Annotated in this window: 28 protein-coding genes and 1 pseudogene; 22 read left to right on the forward strand and 7 right to left on the reverse strand. The window is 61.2% G+C overall.

Annotated elements, in window-relative coordinates:
- The first annotated feature begins 43 nt into the window (after positions 1 to 43).
- Positions 44 to 694, forward strand: coding sequence for a class I SAM-dependent methyltransferase (locus VJ109_RS18555; RefSeq protein WP_324760872.1), 651 nt, complete (start codon positions 44 to 46; stop codon positions 692 to 694).
- A gap of 4 nt (positions 695 to 698) precedes the next feature.
- Here VJ109_RS18555 and VJ109_RS18560 read toward each other — a convergent pair whose 3' ends face one another.
- Positions 699 to 1259 carry a class I SAM-dependent methyltransferase gene (locus VJ109_RS18560; protein ID WP_324760873.1) on the reverse strand — a complete coding sequence of 187 codons (561 nt, stop codon included), beginning with the start codon at positions 1257 to 1259 and terminating at the stop codon, positions 699 to 701.
- The gene (locus tag VJ109_RS18565) at positions 1259 to 1699 is read right to left on the reverse strand and encodes a DUF302 domain-containing protein (RefSeq protein ID WP_324760874.1); all 441 of its coding nucleotides are present in this window, start codon (positions 1697 to 1699) and stop codon (positions 1259 to 1261) included. Before VJ109_RS18565 ends, VJ109_RS18560 begins: the two co-directional genes overlap by 1 nt.
- Before the next feature lie 161 nt (positions 1700 to 1860).
- Here VJ109_RS18565 and sta1 point away from each other — a divergent pair, with 161 nt between their 5' ends.
- The 10 genes and pseudogenes from sta1 to VJ109_RS18615 all read left to right on the forward strand — a co-directional run bounded on the left by sta1 (position 1861) and on the right by VJ109_RS18615 (position 8907).
- On the forward strand, positions 1861 to 2277 hold the full coding sequence (gene sta1 / locus VJ109_RS18570; RefSeq protein WP_324761247.1) for a Sta1 family transcriptional regulator: 417 nt from the start codon (positions 1861 to 1863) through the stop codon (positions 2275 to 2277).
- A gap of 86 nt (positions 2278 to 2363) precedes the next feature.
- Entirely contained in the window at positions 2364 to 2777 is a 414-nt protein-coding gene (gene trxA, locus VJ109_RS18575; protein WP_324760875.1) for a thioredoxin, read from the forward strand.
- 233 nt (positions 2778 to 3010) lie between these two features.
- Complete coding sequence (locus VJ109_RS18580; protein WP_324760876.1) at positions 3011 to 4261, forward strand: M20 family metallopeptidase; 1251 nt, start codon at positions 3011 to 3013, stop codon at positions 4259 to 4261.
- Between the two features lie 96 nt (positions 4262 to 4357).
- Positions 4358 to 4573: a YgaP family membrane protein gene (locus VJ109_RS18585; protein ID WP_324760877.1), complete on the forward strand. Its 216-nt coding sequence runs from the start codon at positions 4358 to 4360 to the stop codon at positions 4571 to 4573.
- Positions 4574 to 4578: 5 nt separating this feature from the next.
- Positions 4579 to 5171: pseudogene (locus VJ109_RS18590) on the forward strand (class I SAM-dependent methyltransferase).
- 128 nt (positions 5172 to 5299) lie between these two features.
- Positions 5300 to 5536: a sulfurtransferase TusA family protein gene (locus tag VJ109_RS18595; RefSeq protein ID WP_324760878.1), complete on the forward strand. Its 237-nt coding sequence runs from the start codon at positions 5300 to 5302 to the stop codon at positions 5534 to 5536.
- Entirely contained in the window at positions 5533 to 6678 is a 1146-nt protein-coding gene (locus VJ109_RS18600) for an NAD(P)/FAD-dependent oxidoreductase (protein WP_324760879.1), read from the forward strand. Before VJ109_RS18595 ends, VJ109_RS18600 begins: the two co-directional genes overlap by 4 nt.
- A 2-nt stretch (positions 6679 to 6680) precedes the next feature.
- Positions 6681 to 7307, forward strand: coding sequence for a helical membrane plugin domain-containing protein (locus VJ109_RS18605; protein ID WP_324760880.1), 627 nt, complete (start codon positions 6681 to 6683; stop codon positions 7305 to 7307).
- 122 nt (positions 7308 to 7429) lie between these two features.
- A complete protein-coding gene (locus VJ109_RS18610) occupies positions 7430 to 7771 on the forward strand; it encodes a thioredoxin family protein (protein WP_324760881.1) in 342 nt (113 codons plus the stop codon).
- A 17-nt stretch (positions 7772 to 7788) separates the two neighbouring features.
- Positions 7789 to 8907 (forward strand): aminotransferase class V-fold PLP-dependent enzyme, encoded by a 1119-nt coding sequence (locus VJ109_RS18615; RefSeq protein ID WP_324760882.1) that lies wholly within the window; start codon positions 7789 to 7791, stop codon positions 8905 to 8907.
- A gap of 125 nt (positions 8908 to 9032) precedes the next feature.
- Here VJ109_RS18615 and VJ109_RS18620 read toward each other — a convergent pair whose 3' ends face one another.
- Genes VJ109_RS18620 through VJ109_RS18630 form a run of 3 tightly spaced genes read right to left on the reverse strand, consistent with a single transcriptional unit; the run spans position 9033 to position 10081 of the window.
- Entirely contained in the window at positions 9033 to 9254 is a 222-nt protein-coding gene (locus VJ109_RS18620; RefSeq protein ID WP_324760883.1) for a HalOD1 output domain-containing protein, read from the reverse strand.
- A 6-nt stretch (positions 9255 to 9260) separates the two neighbouring features.
- Positions 9261 to 9833, reverse strand: coding sequence for a DsrE/DsrF/DrsH-like family protein (locus VJ109_RS18625; RefSeq protein WP_324760884.1), 573 nt, complete (start codon positions 9831 to 9833; stop codon positions 9261 to 9263).
- A gap of 2 nt (positions 9834 to 9835) precedes the next feature.
- Complete coding sequence (locus VJ109_RS18630) at positions 9836 to 10081, reverse strand: sulfurtransferase TusA family protein (protein ID WP_324760885.1); 246 nt, start codon at positions 10079 to 10081, stop codon at positions 9836 to 9838.
- Between the two features lie 251 nt (positions 10082 to 10332).
- On the opposite strand from VJ109_RS18630, the gene VJ109_RS18635 reads away from it, so the two are divergent.
- From VJ109_RS18635 to VJ109_RS18650, 4 genes are read left to right on the forward strand one after another with little or no spacing between them, the layout of a single operon-like run.
- A complete protein-coding gene (locus VJ109_RS18635) occupies positions 10333 to 11526 on the forward strand; it encodes an MBL fold metallo-hydrolase (RefSeq protein ID WP_324760886.1) in 1194 nt (397 codons plus the stop codon).
- 8 nt (positions 11527 to 11534) lie between these two features.
- Positions 11535 to 12092, forward strand: a complete 558-nt coding sequence (locus VJ109_RS18640) for a YeeE/YedE family protein (protein ID WP_324760887.1) — start codon at positions 11535 to 11537, stop codon at positions 12090 to 12092.
- Complete coding sequence (locus tag VJ109_RS18645; RefSeq protein WP_324760888.1) at positions 12092 to 12550, forward strand: YeeE/YedE family protein; 459 nt, start codon at positions 12092 to 12094, stop codon at positions 12548 to 12550. The genes VJ109_RS18640 and VJ109_RS18645 overlap by 1 nt, the downstream gene beginning before the upstream one ends.
- An 8-nt stretch (positions 12551 to 12558) precedes the next feature.
- Positions 12559 to 13734 carry an inorganic phosphate transporter gene (locus VJ109_RS18650; protein WP_324760889.1) on the forward strand — a complete coding sequence of 392 codons (1176 nt, stop codon included), beginning with the start codon at positions 12559 to 12561 and terminating at the stop codon, positions 13732 to 13734.
- A 15-nt stretch (positions 13735 to 13749) separates the two neighbouring features.
- On the opposite strand, the gene VJ109_RS18655 is transcribed toward VJ109_RS18650, so the two are convergent.
- A complete protein-coding gene (locus VJ109_RS18655; RefSeq protein WP_324760890.1) occupies positions 13750 to 14484 on the reverse strand; it encodes a helix-turn-helix domain-containing protein in 735 nt (244 codons plus the stop codon).
- Between the two features lie 89 nt (positions 14485 to 14573).
- Between VJ109_RS18655 and VJ109_RS18660 the strand changes: the two genes are divergently transcribed.
- Both VJ109_RS18660 and VJ109_RS18665 read left to right on the forward strand, forming a co-directional pair.
- On the forward strand, positions 14574 to 15665 hold the full coding sequence (locus tag VJ109_RS18660) for an MBL fold metallo-hydrolase (RefSeq protein ID WP_324760891.1): 1092 nt from the start codon (positions 14574 to 14576) through the stop codon (positions 15663 to 15665).
- A 3-nt stretch (positions 15666 to 15668) separates the two neighbouring features.
- Complete coding sequence (locus VJ109_RS18665) at positions 15669 to 16958, forward strand: MFS transporter (protein WP_324760892.1); 1290 nt, start codon at positions 15669 to 15671, stop codon at positions 16956 to 16958.
- 100 nt (positions 16959 to 17058) lie between these two features.
- Here the strand turns inward: VJ109_RS18665 and VJ109_RS18670 are convergent, their stop codons facing one another.
- A complete protein-coding gene (locus VJ109_RS18670; RefSeq protein WP_324760893.1) occupies positions 17059 to 17904 on the reverse strand; it encodes a universal stress protein in 846 nt (281 codons plus the stop codon).
- Positions 17905 to 18170: 266 nt separating this feature from the next.
- On the opposite strand from VJ109_RS18670, the gene VJ109_RS18675 reads away from it, so the two are divergent.
- From VJ109_RS18675 to VJ109_RS18695, 5 genes are all read left to right on the forward strand, one after another.
- On the forward strand, positions 18171 to 18323 hold the full coding sequence (locus VJ109_RS18675; RefSeq protein WP_324760894.1) for a DUF7512 family protein: 153 nt from the start codon (positions 18171 to 18173) through the stop codon (positions 18321 to 18323).
- Positions 18323 to 19360, forward strand: coding sequence for a sulfite exporter TauE/SafE family protein (locus tag VJ109_RS18680; protein ID WP_324760895.1), 1038 nt, complete (start codon positions 18323 to 18325; stop codon positions 19358 to 19360). Before VJ109_RS18675 ends, VJ109_RS18680 begins: the two co-directional genes overlap by 1 nt.
- Before the next feature lie 147 nt (positions 19361 to 19507).
- A complete protein-coding gene (locus tag VJ109_RS18685; RefSeq protein ID WP_324760896.1) occupies positions 19508 to 19912 on the forward strand; it encodes a helix-turn-helix domain-containing protein in 405 nt (134 codons plus the stop codon).
- Between the two features lie 156 nt (positions 19913 to 20068).
- Positions 20069 to 20428: a thioredoxin gene (gene trxA, locus VJ109_RS18690; RefSeq protein WP_324760897.1), complete on the forward strand. Its 360-nt coding sequence runs from the start codon at positions 20069 to 20071 to the stop codon at positions 20426 to 20428.
- Complete coding sequence (locus tag VJ109_RS18695; RefSeq protein WP_324760898.1) at positions 20429 to 21475, forward strand: NAD(P)/FAD-dependent oxidoreductase; 1047 nt, start codon at positions 20429 to 20431, stop codon at positions 21473 to 21475. It begins immediately after the preceding gene.
- The last annotated feature ends 83 nt before the right edge of the window (positions 21476 to 21558 follow it).

The following is a 21558-nucleotide window of genomic DNA, read 5'->3' on the forward strand; positions in this document are numbered from 1 at the left end:
CCAAGAGGCGGGTGTTTTCTACTTGTGCCACGTTCATACGATCATGACTACAGACGCGAGTAGCCAGGAACCGTCGCATCCGTTCTTTGCAGCGGTCTATGATCCTGCGACGGCGCTTATAGAGCGGACTCTTTTGCGCCCCCACCGTGAATATCTCGTTGCCAATCTTGAGGGCGCTGTCCTTGATCTTGGGGCTGGTACCGGCGCGATGTTTCCATATTTTGCGGCTGTCGAGAGCGACGTGACGACGTTTCACGCCATCGAACCTGATCCACATATGCGGCGACAGGCCGAGGAACAAGCACGAACTCACTCCTTAGATATCACCATCGACGACTCACCAGCCGAGTCGCTTCCATATCGTGATGACACGTTTGACGTCGTCATTGCATCGATGGTATTCTGTACGATCCCCGACGTTGAGAGGGCGTTGAGTGAGGTGTCACGGGTACTCAAGCCGGGCGGTGAGTTCCGATTCTTCGAACACGTCGCCGATGATGGCTGGCGTGGGCGTGTGCAGGGGTTGCTCGCACCACTCTGGAAACGGCTAGCCGGGGGCTGTCATCTGACGCGCCAAACTGCGTCGCGATTCGCAGCTGATTCAACATTCGATATCGTGGAGGTTGAACGTCTACATCTCGGCGTAACACCGATCCGGCCGTTCGTCCGAGGAGTCCTTCGAAAACGGGCGTAGTCTCCTATCTGAGCTCACCGATAAGGAGGAACGTCTCCTGCCGGATGGCAGTATGCTCGATGTGAAATCCAGCTTCGCGGAGGTCGTTCGCTGTTTCCGCACCACTGAATCGCTCATCAAGTGGAGGCCCGTGGTCTCCACTTCCTGTTGCCGCCCAATCGACGATAATCAATCGACCGGCGTCCGTTAGCACGCGAGTGATCTCGGCCAGCGCCTCTTCCCCAGCGAACTCGTGGTACGTCATCGTCGAGAATGCTGCGTCGAGGCTATTCGTATCGAGCGGGAGATCATCGACGCCACTCGTCACGAGTTCGACGTTCTCGGGGACGCCTTTTTCCCGGTAGTAATCGTGCATCGCGTCCTGGATGTCGACGGCGTACACGTGGTCGACAGCCGGCGCGACATCGTCGGTGTAGAACCCGGTCCCGCTGCCGAAGTCCGCTACGGTCTCGTCGCCATCCGGTGATAGTGCCCAGAGCAACTCTTCCGCTGAGAGAAAGCGGTACCGTTGCTGTGCATCCTCAAGTTTGTCGGCGCGATCGGCATCGAACGTATGATACCCCATTAGAGGTTCGCGAATGCCTCGTCGACGAGTTCGCCGGTGTCGGCGACGATATCCGCCATCTCCTCGTTGTCGGGGGCCATCCCAACGAGGCGGGCGATGCGCATAATGGAGACGTGATAGACGACCTGTTTGCCGGGTTCTTCTTCCCAGATAACGACGTTGCAGGCCATGAGCGCACCAAGCTTGTTGTCCGTCGCGTTGAGCGCGCGGTCGGCGACCTCGGGATTGCACGCGCCAAGCACGTAGTAGGGGTCCCGGCCCGCGTCAACCTTCTCGTTGAGCATCTCCGAGGGCGAGAACTCAACGGGGACGCCGAAGCCGGCGTCCGTGAACACGTCGCGGACGTGTTCGATGGCGTCTTCGTGGCTCATCTCGAGGGTCGCCTGTTCTTCGCCGATGTCAGCAGGGTCAATCTGGCTCGGGTCAATTGGGAGGGTCATTCGTGTATTGTCTTGGGGCTACAGAACAAAGTCTCTTCGGATATTCTCTCGAAAGCTAACGAAATCCGGGAATGAAACACTTCTGTATCATCTTGTCCGTAGTGGTATTGTGATATTCGGGAACAACTTTAATCCTCTCGGTCACACTATTCTCCGATATGATGACCCATTCAGTGCGTGAAGACCTCGAACGCGATCCGGATTGTCTGGATCTCCTGGATCGCATTCACGGGCTCAACGAGCGGGATCAGATGGTCTTTCAGCTGCTCCAACGGGAAAAAGGGGGACTCACCGTTGATGACGTAGCCAACAGACTGGAATGTGAACGAACTACGGCATACCGCTCGTTTTCACGGCTTCGCGATGCCGGTATTGTTGTCCAAGAGCAGGTGAACTACGATAACGGTGGGTACTGCTACGTGTATCGTCCGCGAGCATCTGAGGACGTGGCTCGCGACATGCAGCGATTGCTCAACGACTGGTATGCGGACATCGGACAGCTTATTCAGGAATTCGAAGATCGATATCGCCGAAACGCGGACAACCGAGAGAAGCAACCGCTAGAGCCCTGTTCGTGAATCCGGGTAGTTCAGGTCGCCACTGGGCCAGTATTGTGCGATATACACAAAACAAATAAGTCGACGCGGCCCAAAACGGATATCTAATGGCTGAAGATATCGAGGAAATCCGACGACAGAAATTGGCGGAGCTTCGAAATCGAACTGAAACGGACGGTGCTGAGGAGTCCGCCTCGAAGAGTCCGTCTGAACCTATTCATATCAACGGCGACGCTGAACTCTCCGACACTGTCGCTGAGTACGACCTGGTGCTGGCCGACTTCTACGCCGATTGGTGTGGCCCGTGCCAGATGCTCGAACCTGTCGTCGAAACGATCGCGGCCGAGACCAGGGCGACAGTCGTGAAAATCGATATCGACTCAAACCAGCAACTTGCCGCCAAGTACGGTGTCCAAGGTGTTCCGACGCTTGTCCTCTTCGCTGACGGCCAGCCAGCGGAACGACTCGTCGGAATGCAGGACGAAGCGCAGCTTCGCTCAGTGATCGAAGCGCACGCGTGAGTCCTAGGTTTTTGATGGGATCGCTGACGCAGATGAACGGCACCGGGACGACTTATTTGAGGTTTCTTGTTGCCGATCTATGGACGGCACCGACCCTGCGGACTTCCGTGACTGGATCAGCCACAGAACCTCTCTTTCTCTCCGAGGGATGCCGCTCCGAACCACCGGAAAGAGTTCAACAATATTGTGGAATCCGCGAAATACATTTGGCGCTACCGCACCAATTTTGAGATATGAGCGACGTGAGTCCCTCTGAGTACATCCGGGCACACCGTGAGGATCTGATCTCGCTTACCCTCGACCTGCTTGCAATCGACACGGCAAATCCGCCGGGCGACACCCGCGAGATCGTTACCAAGATCGAGCGGTTCCTCGAGCCACTTTCAGTCGACGTCGAGCGTGTCGTGGCCGATCCGGCGAAACCGAACCTCCTCATACGGGTTCCCGGGCAGGCGGACCAGACGCTGTTGTACAACGGCCATCTCGACACGGTTCCGTTCGATGCTGATGCGTGGACACACGAACCCCTCGGCGAACAGGTCGATGACCGCGTCTACGGCCGTGGCGCGACCGACATGAAAGGGGCCGTGGCGTCGATGCTGTTCGCGATTCAGGCCTTTGCAGCCACCGACGCCGATCCGCCCGTTGATCTCCTATTTGCCTTCGTCAGCGACGAGGAAGTAGGTGGTGACGCTGGGCTCCCAGCGCTGCTGGACGACGGCCAACTCGACGCAGACGCGTGCGTAATCGGTGAACCGACCTGTGAGGCAGGCCGGCACTCAGTGACGGTCGCCGATCGGGGGAGCATCTGGTTGACGCTAGAAGCGAGTGGTGAGGGGGCCCACGGCTCACGCCCACCACTCGGCGTGAATGCGATCGACCGGCTATACGACGCGGTTGAGACTATGCGAAAACGGTTCGGCTCTCAGCGACTCGAGATCGCCGCCGACGTAGTTCCGATCATCGAGGAATCGGTCGAGTATTACGGCCCGTCGATGGGTGAGGATGTCGCTCGCGAGCTGTTCTGGTACCCCTCGATCAATCTCGGCATCCTCGAAGGTGGCGACGCCATCAATAGCGTCCCGCAGTCTGCCCGCGCTGAGGTCGACGTGCGACTGGCAGCTGGAGTCCACACTCCCGACGTGCTCGCGGGGATTCGGGAGTGCGTTGCCGACTGCGAGGGGATCACGATTGCGGATGTATCCTGGAGTGTCGGCACCGCCGAGGCGCCCGACAGCCCGCTCGTCGAAGCCGTCGCGTCGGCGGCAGCGGCTGTCACGGATACGCGTGTCTACCGCCGGAGTGCTACGGGCGGCGGTGACGCGAAGAAATTCCGGAACGCGGGCATCCCGACCGTCGAATTCGCGCTCGGAACCGATACCGTCCACGCACCCGACGAGTACGTCCCAGTTGACGTGCTCGTCGGTAATGCAGTCGTCTATACACGACTTCCAGCTGTGCGGCGGTCCCAGATTGAGCAGTAACGAAGCTCCGACACGATTGATTTGCCGTCAGATCGTTTCTAGTAGTAGCCTGTCCGTCGAGAAAGACTTAGGTAGCTGTATTGTGTACTTGTGGGTATGGAGAACAATATTAGCGTGACAGGCAGGCGAATTCGAATTGTTGTCGGCCTCGCAGTGGGGCTCATCGGTCTGGCCACACTCGGCAACCTCCTGCAATTCGGGATGGCGGTTGGCGTAGCCCTCTCTGCTGTGGCCCTCATCCTCATCGGGACTGGCCTCATTCGGCTGTGTCCCCTCTACCGCCTGCTGGGTGTTGATACGTCCCGCCCCTGAAATCGATGGAGCGGTTCCAGAACACCGGCCAACCCGACTGGGACTGGTGGAGCAAGCTCTGGCGGACGCCCGGTGCGACCCTCCGGAAACTCGGCATCGGAGCTGCCGAATCGGTTGCTGAAGTGGGATGCGGAAGTGGGTACTTTGCGCTGTCGGCCGCCCGCATCGTCGAGCCCGAATCGGTGTACGCGTTGGACCTCGATGAGGAACTACTCGCCGAACTGGACCACCTTGCAGACCAGCAAAACATCGAGAACGTCGTCCCTATTCACGGCGACGCGCGGAACCTGCCCGCAGTACTTCCCGAACGTGTCGACACAATAATCGTAGCAAACACGTTCCACGGCATCGACGACCAGGCAGGATTCGTCCAGAATGCGTTTGACGCGATCGAACCTGATGGCTCACTGGTAATCATCAACTGGCACGAGCGGCCGCGCGAAACGACAACCGTCGCGGGTGAGCCCCGTGGGCCCCGACTGAACTTCGAATGCCGCCCGAAGAAACCGCAGATACAGTGTGCCCGGCGTCGGCGTTCGTATTCGATCGGCAGGTCGATCTACCCCCGTACCACTACGGGCTCCTGTTCGAGCAGTAAGCTCATCCACTTCCCTGTGAGCCTCCGGCTACCGCTCGCTGACTGTTCCGCATACAGTTTTTCAGAATCTTGGAATGGACATACAATACTAATACAGTCCACGTCCAACTACCGCCTGTGAGAGATTTATGACTGACATTGAACCTGACGACACCGTCGATGCCAGAGGCGCAGCCTGCCCTGGTCCACTGATGGATCTCATCGGAAAGATTCGGAGTGCCGAATCCGGCGACGTGATCCGACTTCTGAGCGACAACGACCAGTCACTCACTGACGTCCCAGAGTGGGCGGAGGAAGCCGGCAACGAGCTGTTAGATGTCGAGGAGTTCGACGACTACAACGCGTTCTACGTGGAGAAAGCATGACTGAGCACGTCGTCATCGTCGGCGGTGGGACCGGTGGGACGGTCCTCGCGAATGATCTCGCCGACCGACTCGAACCGGAACTCGAGGCCGGCGACGTCCGCGTCACGCTCATCAATGACGACCCCGATCACGTCTACAAGCCGGTCTGGCTGTACGTGCCGTTTGGCCAGCGCGAACCGGATGACGGTCGCCGGTCGCTCGCCGGTCTCGTCGACGACGCTATCGAACTGAGGATCGATCGGGTGTCCGACATCGACACCGAGGCTCAGCAGCTCCAGTTCCAAGGTAGCAGCCCGCCGGTTGGCTACGACTACCTCGTGTTGGCAACCGGGTCGACGTTGGAGCCCGACCAGATTCCGGGCCTCACGGAGGACGGTCACAACTACTACAGCGAGTCGGGCGCGACCGACTTGCGCGACGAACTGTTGGAGTTTACCGAAGGTGACCTCGTGTTGAGCGTCATCGGGACGCCCCACATGTGTCCGGCGGCACCACTCGAATTCGTCTTCATGGCCGACGACTGGCTCCGCGAGCGCGGCCTCCGCGAGGACGTCGATATCACGTACACGTATCCGATCCAACGCGTCCACGGCAACCCCCACATCGCCGAGTGGGCCCGCCCCATCATGGAGGAACGGGACATCGACGTTGAGACGTTCTTCAACGCCGAGTCGGTCGACCCCGACGCGGAGACCATCACGTCGATGGAAGGGACCGAACTCGACTACGACCTCCTCGTGACGATTCCACCCCACGGCGGGATCGACCTGATCGAAGAGGCGGGGATCGGCGACGACGGCTGGGTCGACGTCGACAAACACACGCTCGAAGCTGAGGCTGCCGAGAACGTCTACGCGCTCGGTGACACCGCCGACACCGGCGTCCCGAACGCGGGCAGCGTCGCCCACTACCAGGCCGGCGTCGTCGGCCAGCGCCTCGCCAGCGAGATCCGCGACCGCCCGGCGACGGCGACCTACGACGGGAAGACGCTGTGCTTCATCGAGACTGGGATGGACGCGGCGTCGTTCGTCGAGTTCGACTACGAGAATCCGCCGTCGCCAGCTCCGCCCTCGGAGAAACTCCACTGGTCGAAGCTGGCGTACAACGAATCCTACTGGCTGACTGCACGAGGACTGCTCTGAGTATGTCTGAACCGCAGAACTCTGCACCGTCCGAACTGGAAGCGGCGATCGAGCAGAATCCCGAGGCAGTCGCCGAGTTCGTGGAACACCTCGACGCGGTAAACGAGCTGCTGGACGTGCTCTCGCTCGGCGAGAGCGCACTCGACGACGAGATGGTCCGCGAGCTCTCGAGCACGGGGTCGATGCTCGCGGAGTCGGCCGACGGGCTGGCGACTGACGAGACTGTGGCGCTGGCCGAGACGGTCGGCGAGAACGGCGACGACCTGCGGGAGGCCCTTGACACGTTGCTCGCGCTCCAGCAAAGCGGGACGCTCGACGACCTGGCCGAACTCGCGGAGGTAGGGTCGTTGGCGACCGCGGCGCTTGACGACGAGATGGTCACGTCACTAGCCGGCACCGGTGCCGAGCTCGGTGAGGTCGCGCAGACGGCGTCCGACGACGACACTCGTGACGGCATCGAAACCCTGTTAGAGAGTGTCGGCGAAGCGGAGCGGGAATCGCCTAAGCAGGTCGGGGCCATCGGCCTGTTTCGCGGATTACGGGATCCGGATGTCCAATACGGGCTGGGTTATCTGTTGGCGCTTGCAGGCGCGATTGGCCGGGAACGGACCCGCAGCCAATCTCAGTAACGACCAACTGCTACCTCGGCCCTGATGGCGATATTTGTTGTGCCGGTCGGGTTTTTACAGGCCCACAATAGTCTTGTACAATAGTCCCAAGAGTATTAAACTCCGGCTGCGTAAAGTCTATAATGGCAACCAAGATAGCAGAGACGGATAGCGTGATTTCGCTTGGCGATGATGAGGATATCGAATCGGTCGTCGAGGACACCGGCGTCACCCTTGTTGAATTCTTCACGGAGTGGTGTGGCACATGCCAGCGAACGAAGCCGATGCTCGAAACGATCGCAGCAGACACGGATGCAGCGGTCGCAATGATTGACATCGAATCTCACCTCGAAACAGCAATCGAGTTCGGTGCCCAGAGCACTCCCACGTTCGTTCTGTTCGCGGACGGCCAGCCAGTAAAACAACTCCGGGGTGGCCAAACCGAGCAGTCACTTCGCGAACTGATCGCTACGTACAGTGACTAACGTCTGGTGAACACTCGATGACTCCCACTGAACTTCGCATTGACACGCCCGCACTACACGAAGACGTCTACCTGAATTTCGGTGCTCACGGCCCGAGCCCACAGTACGTCGTTGAAGCTGCTGATGAGTTCGTCCGGGCACACGAGTACGAGACGAACACTCGAAACGACCCCTACGAGGTGGCGTTCGACGCATACGACAGAGTGCGGGAGCGCGTCGCCAGTTTCGTCGGTGCGGACGACGACGAGGTCGCGCTCATGGAGAGCACGACTGCGGGCATCAACGCCGTTGCGAACGCCATCGACTGGGAGCCCGGCGATACTGTCGTGCGAACCGACCTCGAGCACCCGGCCGGGACGCTCCCGTGGCAACGCCTGGAACAGAAGGGTATCGAGGTTCGTGTCGTTGAGACCGAGGACGGCCGCGTCGATCTCGACGCCTTCGCCGAGGCCGTCGCCGACGTGCGACTGGCCTGTTTCAGCGCGGTGACGTGGACGCACGGCACCCAGTTGCCCGTCGGCGATCTCGTTGATATCGCCCACGAAGCAGGCGCGTTCGCGCTCGTCGACGCCGTGCAAGTGCCGGGACAGCTCCCGATGGACGTCGGCGAGTGGGGTGCGGACGCCGTCGCGGCGGCCGGTCACAAGTGGCTGCTGGGGCTGTGGGGCGGTGGTTTCCTCTATGTCGGCGCTCACGTCGCTGACTCGCTCAAGCCCACCACAGTCGGCTACCGAAGCGTCGAAACGCCGACTGCGGATCCCTACGAGTTCGCAGCTGGCGCCCGCCGATTCGAGGTCGGCTCGGCCAATCCGGCGCCACACGTTGCCCTGGCTGAGGCCATTGATGCGATTGACGAGGTCGGCGTGGAGCGTATCGCTGCCCGGATCCGTGAATTGGCCGGCCAGCTAACCGCTGGCGTCCCCGACGATCGGCTTCTCAGTCCCGTAGACCCCGAGTCGGGGCTTGTGACCATCGACGTGGACGACCCTGAAGCGACGGTCGACCGACTCGCGGCAGAAGGAATCGTCGTTCGGGCATTGCCGACGCCGGATGCCATCCGAACGTCGGTCCACGCGGTCAACACTCAGGCTGAGGTCGAGCAGCTGCTGGACGTCCTCGAATCAGAGTGGTCCTGACGCGAACACCGTTCTCTACCGTACCACGCTACGATGTTTCTCGGACTGTTTGTGTAGGACCCGGACGCCGCTGCTGAAGTGGCCGTCCGTGGGATACTGCTGTTGGAGAGAAATGACGCTCCGCTTCAGTCGACCTGTACGCGACCGCTGTCGTCGACAACAATGTCGTGGCCCCGATACGCGAACTGAATCTCGAGGTTAGACGTTGCCGAATCCTCGATTAACGTTTCGAGCGCATCCGGGTCGACGATTTTGGCTAGCGGCGGGTCGAGTGCGACAGGCTCGACGCCCTCTGCCTCTGCGACGGCGTCGACGATTTGGGAGATCGGGTCTTGGAGTGTGTTCATCGAAGGTTAGACGAGGAGCTGGATGTCGGCGTCCGCCATGTCTTGGAGAGCGGTCGCCGCGCCGACGCCGACGGTGACACCGTCGTAGAAGTCGTCCTCGTCGTAGTCCATCAGGTCGATGGTCATCTGACAGGCCTGGAACTCCACGCCCATATCGAGGCTCGTCTCGATGAGTTCCTCGATAGTGGCCGTGTCGTTGTCCGCGATCCGCTTCTCCATCATCTTCGTGGTCACGCGGTCCATGCCCGGGAGTGCCGCGACGGCGTTCGGGACGGGCATATTGGGGTTGCCGACGGAGCTGAGTTTCAGGTTCTTCGAGCGCTCTTCGTGGAGGATGTCCAGCCCCCAGAACGTGTGGAAGACGGTCACCTCGTAGTCGAACGCGGCCGCGGTGCTGGCGAGGATGAGCGGCGGGTACGCCATGTCCAGCGTCCCCTTCGTCGCGATGATGCTCATCTTCTTGGTGTCATCCTCGTCGGTCGCCTCTGAGAGTGCGTCCTCCAGTTCGTCCACGCGTGCGGCCAGCTCCGCACGGGACGGCGTGTCGTCAGCGGACGCGTCGGGTGTGTCCGTGCTCATCGTTACTCCGTCTTGCGGACGTAGTGCTTGTACACGTCGTTGCCTTCCTCCTGGTCGACGAGTTCGACGCCGTCGGTCCCGGACGCCCAACCGTCGATGTCACTCATACTCCCCGGATCGGTCGCCAGCACTTCGAGAACCTCACCTTCGGCGAGGTCATCGATGGCGGACTTTGTCTTCACAACTGGCATGGGGCACGATGCACCTTTGACGTCGAGCGTCTCCGTGATGTCGAATTCTGCACTCATTGGTTATCTGCTCCGTTAGTCTGTATTGGAGCTATCGCACAATACCCCCCGCCCAAGTAAAAGATTGTCGGTTCTTGTGAAGACTACAAACTACTATATCTCGTCCTATTTCGGGTTAGAGGGGATTAGAGGCGGTAAATATAGATAATAAGTACTCTCGACACAAGGGTGCACCGCAATAGTATTGTTCAAAAAAGGAATTACTATGCAAATGCTTTTGTACGTCCACCCAGTAGAAGCGACTGCACAATATGAACGCCGACGACTTCCCGACTCCGGACGTCGACGTTGAATCCGTCGACCCGGACATGCTGAAGGACCGTATCGACGCTGGCGAGGACGTCACGCTCCTCGACGCGCGTATGCAATCGGACTACGAGGAATGGCGCATCGACGGCGAGAACGTCACGTCGATCAACGTCCCGTACTTCGAGTTCCTCGAGGACGACATCGACGAGGAGGTCCTCAAGCAAATCCCGGCCGACCGCGAGGTGACCGTCCTGTGCGCGAAGGGCGGGGCCAGCGAGTATGTCGCGGGTACGCTCGCGGAACGCGGCTACGACGTCAACCACCTCGAAGATGGAATGAACGGCTGGGCGAGCATCTACGAGGCCGTCGAAGTCGAGCGCTACGACGGCGCCGGCACGCTGCTGCAGTATCAGCGCCCCTCCTCGGGCTGTCTCGGCTACCTGCTGTACGATGACGGTGAGGCCGCGATCATCGACCCGCTGCGAGCGTTCACCGACCGCTACCTCGCGGACGCTGATGATCTCGGTGTCGACCTGCAGTACGCGCTGGACACGCACATCCACGCCGACCACATCTCTGGCGTCCGCGACCTCGATGCCGAGGGCGTGGAAGGCATCATCCCCGAAGCCGCCGTCGACCGCGGCGTCACCTACGCGGACGAGCTGACCACGGCCGCGGACGGCGACACGTTCCAGGTCGGCGATGCCACCATCGAGGTCGTCTACACGCCCGGCCACACGACCGGGATGACCTCGTACCTCGTCGACGACAGCCTGCTCGCGACCGGCGACGGGCTGTTCGTCGAGAGCGTCGCGCGCCCCGATCTCGAAGAGGGCGACGAGGGCGCCCCCGACGCCGCACGTATGCTCTACGAGTCCCTGCAGGAGCGCGTGCTGACGCTGCCCGATGAGACGCTCATCGGTGGTGCGCACTTCAGCGACGCCGCCGAGCCCGCTTCCGACGGCACCTACACAGCATCTATCGGCGAGCTCGTCGCGGAGATGGACGCGCTCACGATGGAGGAAGACGAGTTCGTCGACCTCATCCTCTCGGACATGCCGCCGCGGCCAGCCAACTACGAGGACATCATCGCGACGAACCTCGGCCAGAACGCTGTCGACGACGAGGAAGCGTTCACACTGGAACTCGGGCCGAACAACTGCGCAGCCAGCCAGGACTCCCTCGCGGGTGACTAACGACGCCGATGGTTGCTGACCCAGTACTGCTCCAAGCGGCTGCCGACCTGTTCCCCAACGGGATCAGTCGGTACGCCGTCGGCGGACTGCTCGTCGGGCTCGGGACCGTCCTGATCTACATCGGGACGGGAATCCCCGCCGGGGCGAGTACGTTCCTGGAGTCGACGCTGTCGTACGTCTCCGACCAGTCCCGCTTCCAGCAGTACGTCGGTTCGCGTGACTGGCGGCTCGTGTTCACGGCCGGCATCATCCTGGGCGGACTGGCGTTCGCGGCGACGTTCCAGTCCGGGCTAGTCACGAGCTCGCTGTACGAACCAGGGACAACCGGCCAGCTGTACGAGGTCGCCGGGGTGACGCTCTGGATGACAGAGGTGCAGCCTTGGCGGCTGTTCCTCGGCGGCATCTTGGTCGGCATCGGCACCCGGATCGGCAAGGGCTGTACGTCCGGGCACGGCGTCTGTGGCGTTGGTTCGGCGTCGAAGACGTCGCTAGTCGGCGTGCTGACGTTCCTGACCGTCGCGATCGGGACGGCCCAGGTCGTCGCTGCGCTGGGGGTGAGTCCGTAATGGCGGATCGACATCCGCTGTTCAAGCCGCTGATCTTCGTCGGCGGCATCGTCTTCGGGTTCGGGCTCGGATTCAGCCATATGGCGCGACCGGAGGTCGTGCTGAACTTCCTCCAGTTCGACGACCTCGGTCTGCCGTTCGTGATGTTCGGGGCCGCCATCGTCTCCGGAATCGCGTTCGCGCTGTTGCCCCGGATTCGAGACACCGCGCCCCTCACCGGCGACCGCTACGAACGGCGCCTGAAGCCGTTCGACCGGAACGTCCTCGTCGGCGGCGCCGTCTTCGGCGTCGGCTGGGGGCTCTCCGGCATCTGCCCGGGTGCGGCGTACGCGAGTCTTGGCGTCGGGAACGTCACGATCCTCTGGGCGCTCGCCGGAATGTTCGTCGGCGCGTACGCCCAGGGTTACTGGCGGAGCCGGCGTCAGGCGCGTGACACGGCTTCGACGGGCGCGGACTAACCACTTCTATGGACCCCGCTCTCATCGCCCTCTTCGCCGGCGCAGCGCTTGCCAGCCTGTTCATGGCGTGGGTCATCGGCGCCGGCTCGAGCGGCGCCACGCCGTATGCCCCTGCCGTTGGAGCGAACGCCATCGCAACGATGCGCGCCGCGCTACTCGTGGGTGTCTTCGGCTTCGCCGGTGCCGTAACCCAGGGTGGCAACGTCTCGGAAGCCGTCGGGAGCGGTCTCGTCGGTGGCATCAGCCTGCCCGTCGCCGGCGTCATCCTAGTGCTCGTATTGGGCGCGGGGTTGATGGCGGTCGGCATCACAACCGGCTACCCGATCGCGACCGCGTTCACCGTGACAGGCGCCGTCATCGGCGTCGGTCTCGCGCTCGGTGGGACGCCGGTCTGGGGGAAGTACCAGCAGATCGCCGCTGTCTGGGTGCTGACGCCGTTCGTCGGTGGCGGCATCGCGTTCACCATCGCGAGCCTCCTTCCGCGTCCCGACGTCCCCGAACGGTACAGTATTCCCGTCCTCGCCAGCCTCGTCGGGGCCGTCCTCGTGAACGTGCAGTTCAGCTTTCTCGGTGAAGGGAGTGCGGCGGGAACTGTCCGCGGACTCGGTCAGCGGGTTCTGGCAGCCGACGGGCTCGCGTCGGCGGTCGGCATTACCGGCTTCGCGGCGCTAATCGTCGCGGCCGTCGTCTGGTGGGACATCAGCCGTGACGAACGCGGTGGCCTGCGTCGGGTACTACTGGCGCTCGGATCGCTCGTAGCGTTCTCCGCAGGCGGAAGCCAGGTCGGGCTCGCCGTCGGGCCGCTGCTGCCGCTGCTCGACCAGGTGGGGATGGTTTCGACGTTCGCTGTGCTTATGGGCGGCGGTCTGGGGATGCTCGTTGGCTCCTGGACGGGTGCGCCCCGGATGATCAAATCGCTGGCGCAGGACTACTCGTCGCTTGGACCCCGGCGCTCCATCTCGGCGCTCGTCCCATCGTTCCTGATTGCACAGCTAGCAGTCCTGCTCGGAGTACCCGTCTCGTTCAACGAGATCGTCGTCAGCGCCATCATCGGGAGCGGCGCCGCCGTCGGCGGTCGGGCGGCGGTGGACGCTCGGAAAATCGGTATGACCGTGGGAGCGTGGGTAGGGTCGTTCCTCCTTGCGTTCGTGCTCGCGTATACTGCTGGCACGCTACTGCTGTAGCCGCTGCTGACAGCGTTAGTCCGCGGGCTGTTCGGCCCCTCGACCGCTCTCGACGCCCAGTGGGTCGGTCGTTGAGGTTGCGGTGACCAGACGCAGGAACCGGCCTGCATTCGTGAGCAGTTTGTTTTCTGCCTTCCGGAGGTGTTCTTCGTACGTCGAGCGAGCGACGGCAGTTTGTTCGGCGAGGTCTCGGAGCGATGTCTTCCGGGGCTGTTCGTAGTAGCCACTTTCGAGGGCGAGCTGGAGTGCGGCTAGCTGCCGGTCAGTGATCTCTTCGAACAACTGATTTGCCGGCGCCAGCATACTATGCGGAATCTGGGTCTCCGAGATCGACGTCTTCGAGAGGAGTTCGATCTCTCTATCGGAACGAAGCGACTTGAGCAATTCGCGCACGTCTTCGCCGTCGAACGCGATGACCGTGTAGTGCTCCCAGCCCTGGCGGTAGATCGTCGGTGATTGATACAGGCAGTTGTGGTCCTCGAAGCGGTCGATGACGGAATCTTCGAACGAGCAGAGACAGGACTGGGTGACGACGTGGTATCCACTGTCGTCTGCCGATTCATACAGTACAGTACCGATCTCGTTGATCTCGTCGAGTAGCTCGTCGGTCGGCGTCGTCTCCGTCGTGATTTCGAGCACTTGGCAGTCGCTTAACGGCCACTCGCGGATCGTCAGATCCGGGTATCGCTCCGATATCTTCCGGTACGGGCATTCGTGTTTGACCCGAATTGACGCCTCGTACAGTCCCATACGAGTTGGTTCGAACTCGACGTAATTAGCAGTGCCGGTCATGTCCGGCAGTACCCATATGCAAATATACCTGCTATCCTGGACTACCGATGCAGGAGATATCGCCCGAGGAACTCGGTGAACAGTTACAGAATGATAATGACGGGCCACTTGTCCTCGATATTCGCCATCAAGTGGATTTCGAAGAGTGGCACATCCCGGGTAGCCGTCACGTCGATGTCTATGACGAATTGACTGACGACCCGGAACGGGCCATAGAGTCGCTCTCTAACCTTCCCAGTGACGAACAAATCGTTACTGTCTGTGCGGCAGGCGTCGTCTCTCAGACTGCGACAGAGGTCCTCCGAGAGCTGGGCTACGACGCAGTGACGCTGACGGATGGAATGAACGGCTGGAGCCGCGTCCACCGGCACGCGAACGTCCCCGTAGACATCGATGGCACCCTCGTGCAAGTCGTTCGTCCGGGGAAAGGCTGTCTCTCGCACGTCCTCGTCTCGGACGGTAAAGCCGCCGTCTTCGACCCGTCACACTATCTCGACGAGTACGACGCCGAGCTCGTCGCCGTCTTCGACACGCACGCCCACGCGGACCACGTCTCAGGCGCGGCAGACCTCGCTGACCGTCACGACGTTCCGTACTATCTCCACCAGGAGGATGCACTCGCACTCGACGCGACGCCGGTCGAGGATGGACAGACCGTGACGGTCGGGAGCCTCGACATCGGGGTCGTCCATACGCCTGGCCACAGCGAGGGAAGCGTCTCCTTCGACGTCGAGGGTAGGGCGCTCCTGACTGGCGACACGCTGTTCCACGACAGCGTCGGCCGCGTCGAACTCGGTGTTGAGGCCGGCATCGAGGACTCCGATGTCGAGGGGAACGCTGCGACGCTGTACGAGAGCCTCCAGCGGCTGCTGGACCACCCTGACGACGCGCTGGTCCTGCCGGCGCACGATCCGGGGTCGCCTGAACCGCCGGTGGCCGCCACGCTCGCGGCGGTCAGAGAACGGAACGACGACTTCGGCCGTGACCGGGAGGCGTTCGTTGAGGAACTCGCGTCGGACATCCCGGACCACCCGCCGAACTTCGAACGCGTCAAGCGGACGAACGTTGGTCAGGAGTCCGTCCCCGCGGACGAACTGGCGGAACTAGAACTGGGCCCGAACAACTGTGCGGCCAAGTAATCCATGAGTAGGACAACTGAACTCAGACAGGGGATCCGCGAGCACCTCGGGCAGTTCTCGCTGCACGTCCTGCTCGTCTTCGCGACTGGACTGACCATCGGCTCCGAACGGACCGTCGTCCCCGTGCTAGGGGAGGATGTCCTCGGGGTCGAGTCGTTCCTCGTGATCGGCTCGTTCGTCGTGTCATTCGGCATCGTGAAGTCGATACTCAATCTGTATGCCGGCAAGTGGGGCGAGGAGTACGGCCGCAAGCCCGTTCTCATCGCCGGGTGGGCGACGGCTCTCCCGCTGCCGATTATCCTCATCTTCGCCCCGAGCTGGGGCTGGATCACCGTCGGGAACATCTTGCTGGGTGTCAACCAGGCGTTGACGTGGAGTATGGCGATCAACGCGAAGATCGACCTCGCGGGTCCGGACCAGCGTGGCCTCGCGGTCGGCATCGACGAGGCGTTCGGCTACACCGGCGTCGCTGTCGGCGCTTGGATCACGGGTATCATCGCCGGCCAGTGGAGCCTCCGGCCAGAACCGTTCTACTTCCTCGGCGTCGTCGTTGTCTTGGCGTTCTTCATCTCGATCTTCCTGATCAAGGAGACCGTCCAGTACGCCCAGGCCGAAGGGGACGACGATCACCACGACGCGAACCTCCCGTTCGATGAGGTCCTGAAGCGGGCGACCTACGGCGACCGGACGCTGTTCGCCGCGGCGCAGGCCGGTCACATCGAGAACTTCGTCGACACGCTGTTCTGGATTGCCGTTCCGCTGTACCTGACGAGTCAGGGTCTCGGAATCGCAGCGGTCGGGGTCGTCGTGGGTGTTCACAGCGCGATGTACTTCCTCCAGATCGCGACCGGCGGGCTCGCGGACCGCATCGGCCGCCGTCCGCCCGTCGTGGCCGGGATGTTCCTCGCGGGCACGGGCGTCCTCGGAATGGTGCTCGTCGATGGCTACCTCCCGTGGACCGTGCTGGCTGGCGTCTCCGGGCTGGGGATGGCGCTGCTGTACCCGAACCTGATGACGGTCCCCAGCGACGCGGCGCACCCGACGTGGCGCTCCGCGGGGATGGGCGTCTACCGGATGTGGCGCGACTCCGGCTACGCTGTCGGCGCGGTCCTGATCGGACTCTCGATGGAGTTCGTGAATGCGGCGGCCGCGTTCTACGTGACTGCCGGGCTGATGTTCGCGTCAGGTGTATTGGTGTATGTTTGGATGGAGGAGACTCACCCTGAATTCGGTACGCACGAGCCGCCTGCTCCTGCGAGCGTCGGAGTGGGGAAAGGCGTCACGGAAGACTGAAGACTCCGTGACGGCCCCGTCTCGTGGGCTCCACAAGCAATCTGAGAACTGGCTTGAGGTATCTGCGCTCTGCGATATCGGGGCCCTATTGGTGTCTCTCTCAGACTGCCCGGGGCGGCGGAACGAGGAAGACGTTCCCTGTCGCCTGTGCGACGATCTCCTCTGAAACGCTGCCCAACAGGAGTCGCCGGATACGGCTTCGTCCCTTCGACCCGACGAGGATCGTTGAGGGCGTTACTTCTGCCTCGGCGGCGAGGATTTCGTCGGCAGGATCGCCGTGCCGGATCTCGATTCGTGTTTCGATGTCCCAGTTTTCCAGTGTACTCGCGCACTCGGTCAGTTGCTCTCGTGGGCTGGCATCGGCGTCGACACCCTCGTCTTTAGGCGACTGCACGTGAACGAGCGTGGCTTCCTCGGTCGCGTGACGAAGGTACGAGAAGGCGTCGAACGCCCGATCGGCGTGTTCGGAGAAGTCCGTCGCGAAAAGCATCCGCTGGAAGAGGTGTTCTCGGAGAACCTCGGGGTCGTCGGTCGCTCGCTCGATGCGGTTGACCAGTAACGGAACGACGGTCGTCCGTGCAAGGTTACGGGCGGTTGAGCCGATGATACGATTCTCGAGTGGGCTCTGGCCCCGAGAGCCGACGACCGCGAGGTCGGCGTGGACGGTTTCAGCGATACCGTTGATACGTCGATAGGGGGTCCCACGGACGATGTGGGCCTCGACGTCGAACCCAGCAGACTTGATCACCGTCCGATACTGGTCGAGCGCCTGTTGGCGTCGTTCCTCGAAATTCACCCCGGGCATGCCGGAGTGAACGTTCGCCGGGACGACTGTCACGAGATGGATCGTCTCGACGCCGATACGTCCCAGGCACTCGAGACAGGTTTCGTTCTCTATGGCGGCCTCGCTTGCAGCCGACAGGTCGGTCGCGCACAGGGCCCTCATACCGGGTATTCGTCGTGTGCCGACAACATGGTTTTGCTCGACAGGTGAGCGCTGTCTGTGGTGGTAGTCTGAATTGCACTGGCTGATCTCCAGAGCTGCATTGGCGTATATGTTCTCTCTAAGTTATCGGAACTCCCCTCGTGGTTACCCGAATATAGTATTGTGCGATAATCCCAAAACTATTTAGTACTCTAGTCGGCTACGTAGACTTGCGCAGAAAAGTATGAAACGGACAAGTCTAAGCGTCATAGAAGAGGTGGCGTACAATGATCGGTGTTGAATCACTAGGCGGATGGGGACAGGCAGCGACCGTTATCGGAATCGTCCTACTGGAAGCAATCGTGCTCTACGTCGGGTATGGAGCACTCGAGAAGCTCCTCGGCTCGAAGCTCATTGCCGCAATTCGAGGTGAACAGTGATGGAGATCTTCGGTATCGCTGCATCACTACTCGTGATGTTCACCGGGTTCGGCCTGCTCATTGGCCTTCTGTTCGGGTTCTTCGGTATGGGTGGGTCGTTCCTCGTCACGCCAGCGCTGCTCGTGATGGGATACAAAACCGACGTAGCCGTCGCGTCCGGGCTCGCCTTCGTGTTCGGAACCTCAGTCATCGCAACCCTGAAACACCGCGATCTCGGTCAGGTCGACTATAAGCTCGGGGTACTGATGATCGCCGGCACCACAGCAGGCATCGAAGTCGGCAAGCAGGGACTCCATCTACTGCAGGACCTGGGGCTGGCAGATACCGTGGTCAGCGTTGCCTACGTCGGCCTACTGGGTGGCATCGGACTGTTCGTTACGCGCCAGGCGCTCAAAGACGACGGCGGTAGCGGTATCAGCCACGACGCCGACGTTGATGGTGAACTAGACGCGGAGGATATCCCTGACATCGCAAAAAAGATCCAGTCGTACGAAGTTCCGCCGATGATGACGCTTCGCGGCGGCGTGACGGTCTCGCTGTGGATGATCCTCGCCGTCGCGTTCGCCACGGGGCTGTTATCCGGCTTCCTCGGTGTGGGCGGCGGCTTCATTCGGATGCCTGCCCTGTTCTACCTCGTCGGTGTCCCCGTCCCCGTCGCGGTCGGTACCGACCTGTTCGAGATCGTGTTCTCCGGCGGAATCGGGAGCTTCCTCTACGCACTCGATGGGGCAGTCGATCTCGCGATCGTCGCACCGTTGCTTGCAGGAAGCGCCCTCGGGGCCCGGATCGGCGCTGCGGCGACGAGTATCGTCGACGAGGATGAAATCAAAGTGTACTTCGGCGTGATGCTCCTGCTGGGAGCGATTGCCGTTGCCGTGCGCAAAATCGGCGGTGTCTTCGAGATGCCCATTCTTGACACAGTCGCACTGGTCATCATCCTCGGTGCAGCACTCCTCGTCAGTAGTGCGGTCGTCTACAGTTCTATTCAGGAGCTTCGGACGACGTCTGCCGACACTGATTCTATTACCGCTGACTGATGAGCTCTCCTGCTGTTTCCGTCATAGCACACGAGTCCTTGTCCAGCCGAGATTTTTCTTTTTCGTTTTGACTATGGGTTCGTACAGGATTGTGGATTCTATACACAAGTCTTTTAATAACCCAGCACGTACACATACGCAGTAACAATGCCAGATTCGATGTCTGAACAACTCCGTCGGGATATGAAGTGCGAGGGACTACTCGAATGCTTCCACGGTCTCAAAGAACTCGACAAGGAGTGCTTCCGGGCGCTCGTTGATGCCGAGGAGCCCATGACCGTCGACGAGATCGCCGAGGCAGTCGAACGTGAACGGTCGACTGCATACCGTGCTGTCCAGCGGCTTCTCCAGACCGGCTTCATCGAGAAAAATCAGGTCAACTACGAGCAGGGCGGCTACTACCACGTCTACTCGCCAACGGATCCGTCGCAGATCGCCGACGACATGCAGCGGATGCTCAACGACTGGTACGCAAAGATGGGCCAGCTCATTCAGGAGTTCGAAAACAAGTACGAGCAGCCCGACACCTCCGCTCCCACTGCTGAAAGCTAACTCTTCTCTTTTTTGTATCACATCTCACCCGTTTCGTTGGTGAGCTGGGATTCTTGTAGTCCAGAGACACCCATGGAGCCGCGTACAAATGCTATTGGGTAGTATTGTACGTATTACCCAAAACCCTTAATTGCCGCCGGTGCGTATGTACTGGTGATGGCAACCGATACTACAGCCGACGCTGGCACCACTACCACGAGTGAACCGCTTCACATCAACGGTCAGTCCCAACTCGATGAGGTCGTCGCCGAGCACGATGTCGTCCTCACGGACTTCTACGCCGACTGGTGTGGTCCCTGCCAGATGCTCGAACCTGTCGTCGAGCACTTGGCCGAGGAGACTGATGCAGCCGTCGCCAATGTCGACGTCGATGCTAACCAACAACTCGCCGGGGCATACGGCGTTCGGGGTGTCCCAACCCTGATTCTGTTCGCTGATGGCGAGCAGGTCGAAGAGATCGTTGGGGTCCAGGGTGAAGAGCAACTCCGCTCCCTGATTGGGAGGTACACCGAGTAAATGACTGAGGACATACGGGATCTCGTCATCGCCGGGTCCGGAGTCGCCGGTCTCTCAGCGGCCGTGTACGCTGCCCGGGCCGATCTTGCCCCCCTCGTTCTCGAGGGCGACCAACCGGGCGGGCAGCTCACGCTGACGACCGATGTCGAGAACTACCTCGGGTTCCCGGATGGTGTCGGCGGTATGGAATTGATCCAACGTGGAAAAGAGCAGGCTAAGCAGTTCGGCGCGGAGTTCCGACACGGCCGTATCGAGGATGCAGCTGTGGACGACCAACCACTTGAGCTGTCGCTGTCGACCGGGGACACGATCTACACACGGTCGTTGATCGTCGCGACCGGCGCGAGCGCTCGCTGGGTCGGCGCAGAGAACGAGGAGGAATTGATGGGTCACGGCCTATCGACGTGTGCGACCTGTGACGGCGCGTTCCACCGTGGCGACGACGTCTTCGTTGTTGGTGGCGGCGACAGCGCAATGGAGGAAGCGTTGTTCCTCGCGAAGTTCGCCGACTCGGTGACAATCGTTCACCGCCGCGAGGAGCTGCGAGCATCGGAGATCATGGCCGACCGTGCTCGCGAACACGACGACATCCAGTTCCGCTGGAACACGGAACTCAAGGCCATCCACGGCTCCACAGAGGGGGGAGTTACCGGCGCCACGCTCGTCTCACATCCCGAGGGATATCCCCGAGAGAAGGCCGAGTCCGGGACTGAAGTCGAGCGGGAGACCATCGATGTGGGCGGCGTGTTCTACGCCGTCGGCCACACGCCGAACACACAGTTCCTCGATGGGACCGGCGTTGAACGGGATGACAGTGGCTACATCTTCACGCAGACCGACGACGCTGGTCGGCCCACAGCTCAGACGACTGTCGATGGGGTGTTTGCAGCCGGTGACGTCGCTGACCCCCGCTACCGCCAAGCGATTACGTCCGCCGGCACCGGGAGTATGGCTGCCCTCGATGCCGAGGAGTTCCTTGAGACGCTTCAGAACACAGGCGAATCGGCCGCTCCAGCGACAGCCACACAAGAACAATCCGCTCCATGACCTCCAAGTTCACAACCACCATTGTTCGTAGTACTGTTGGATCCATCCTATTGATCGCATTTACCGGGATCGCCACCGCACAG

Origin of the sequence: Haloarcula montana (genome assembly GCF_035666295.1) — an archaeon.
Lineage (GTDB): Archaea > Halobacteriota > Halobacteria > Halobacteriales > Haloarculaceae > Haloarcula > Haloarcula montana.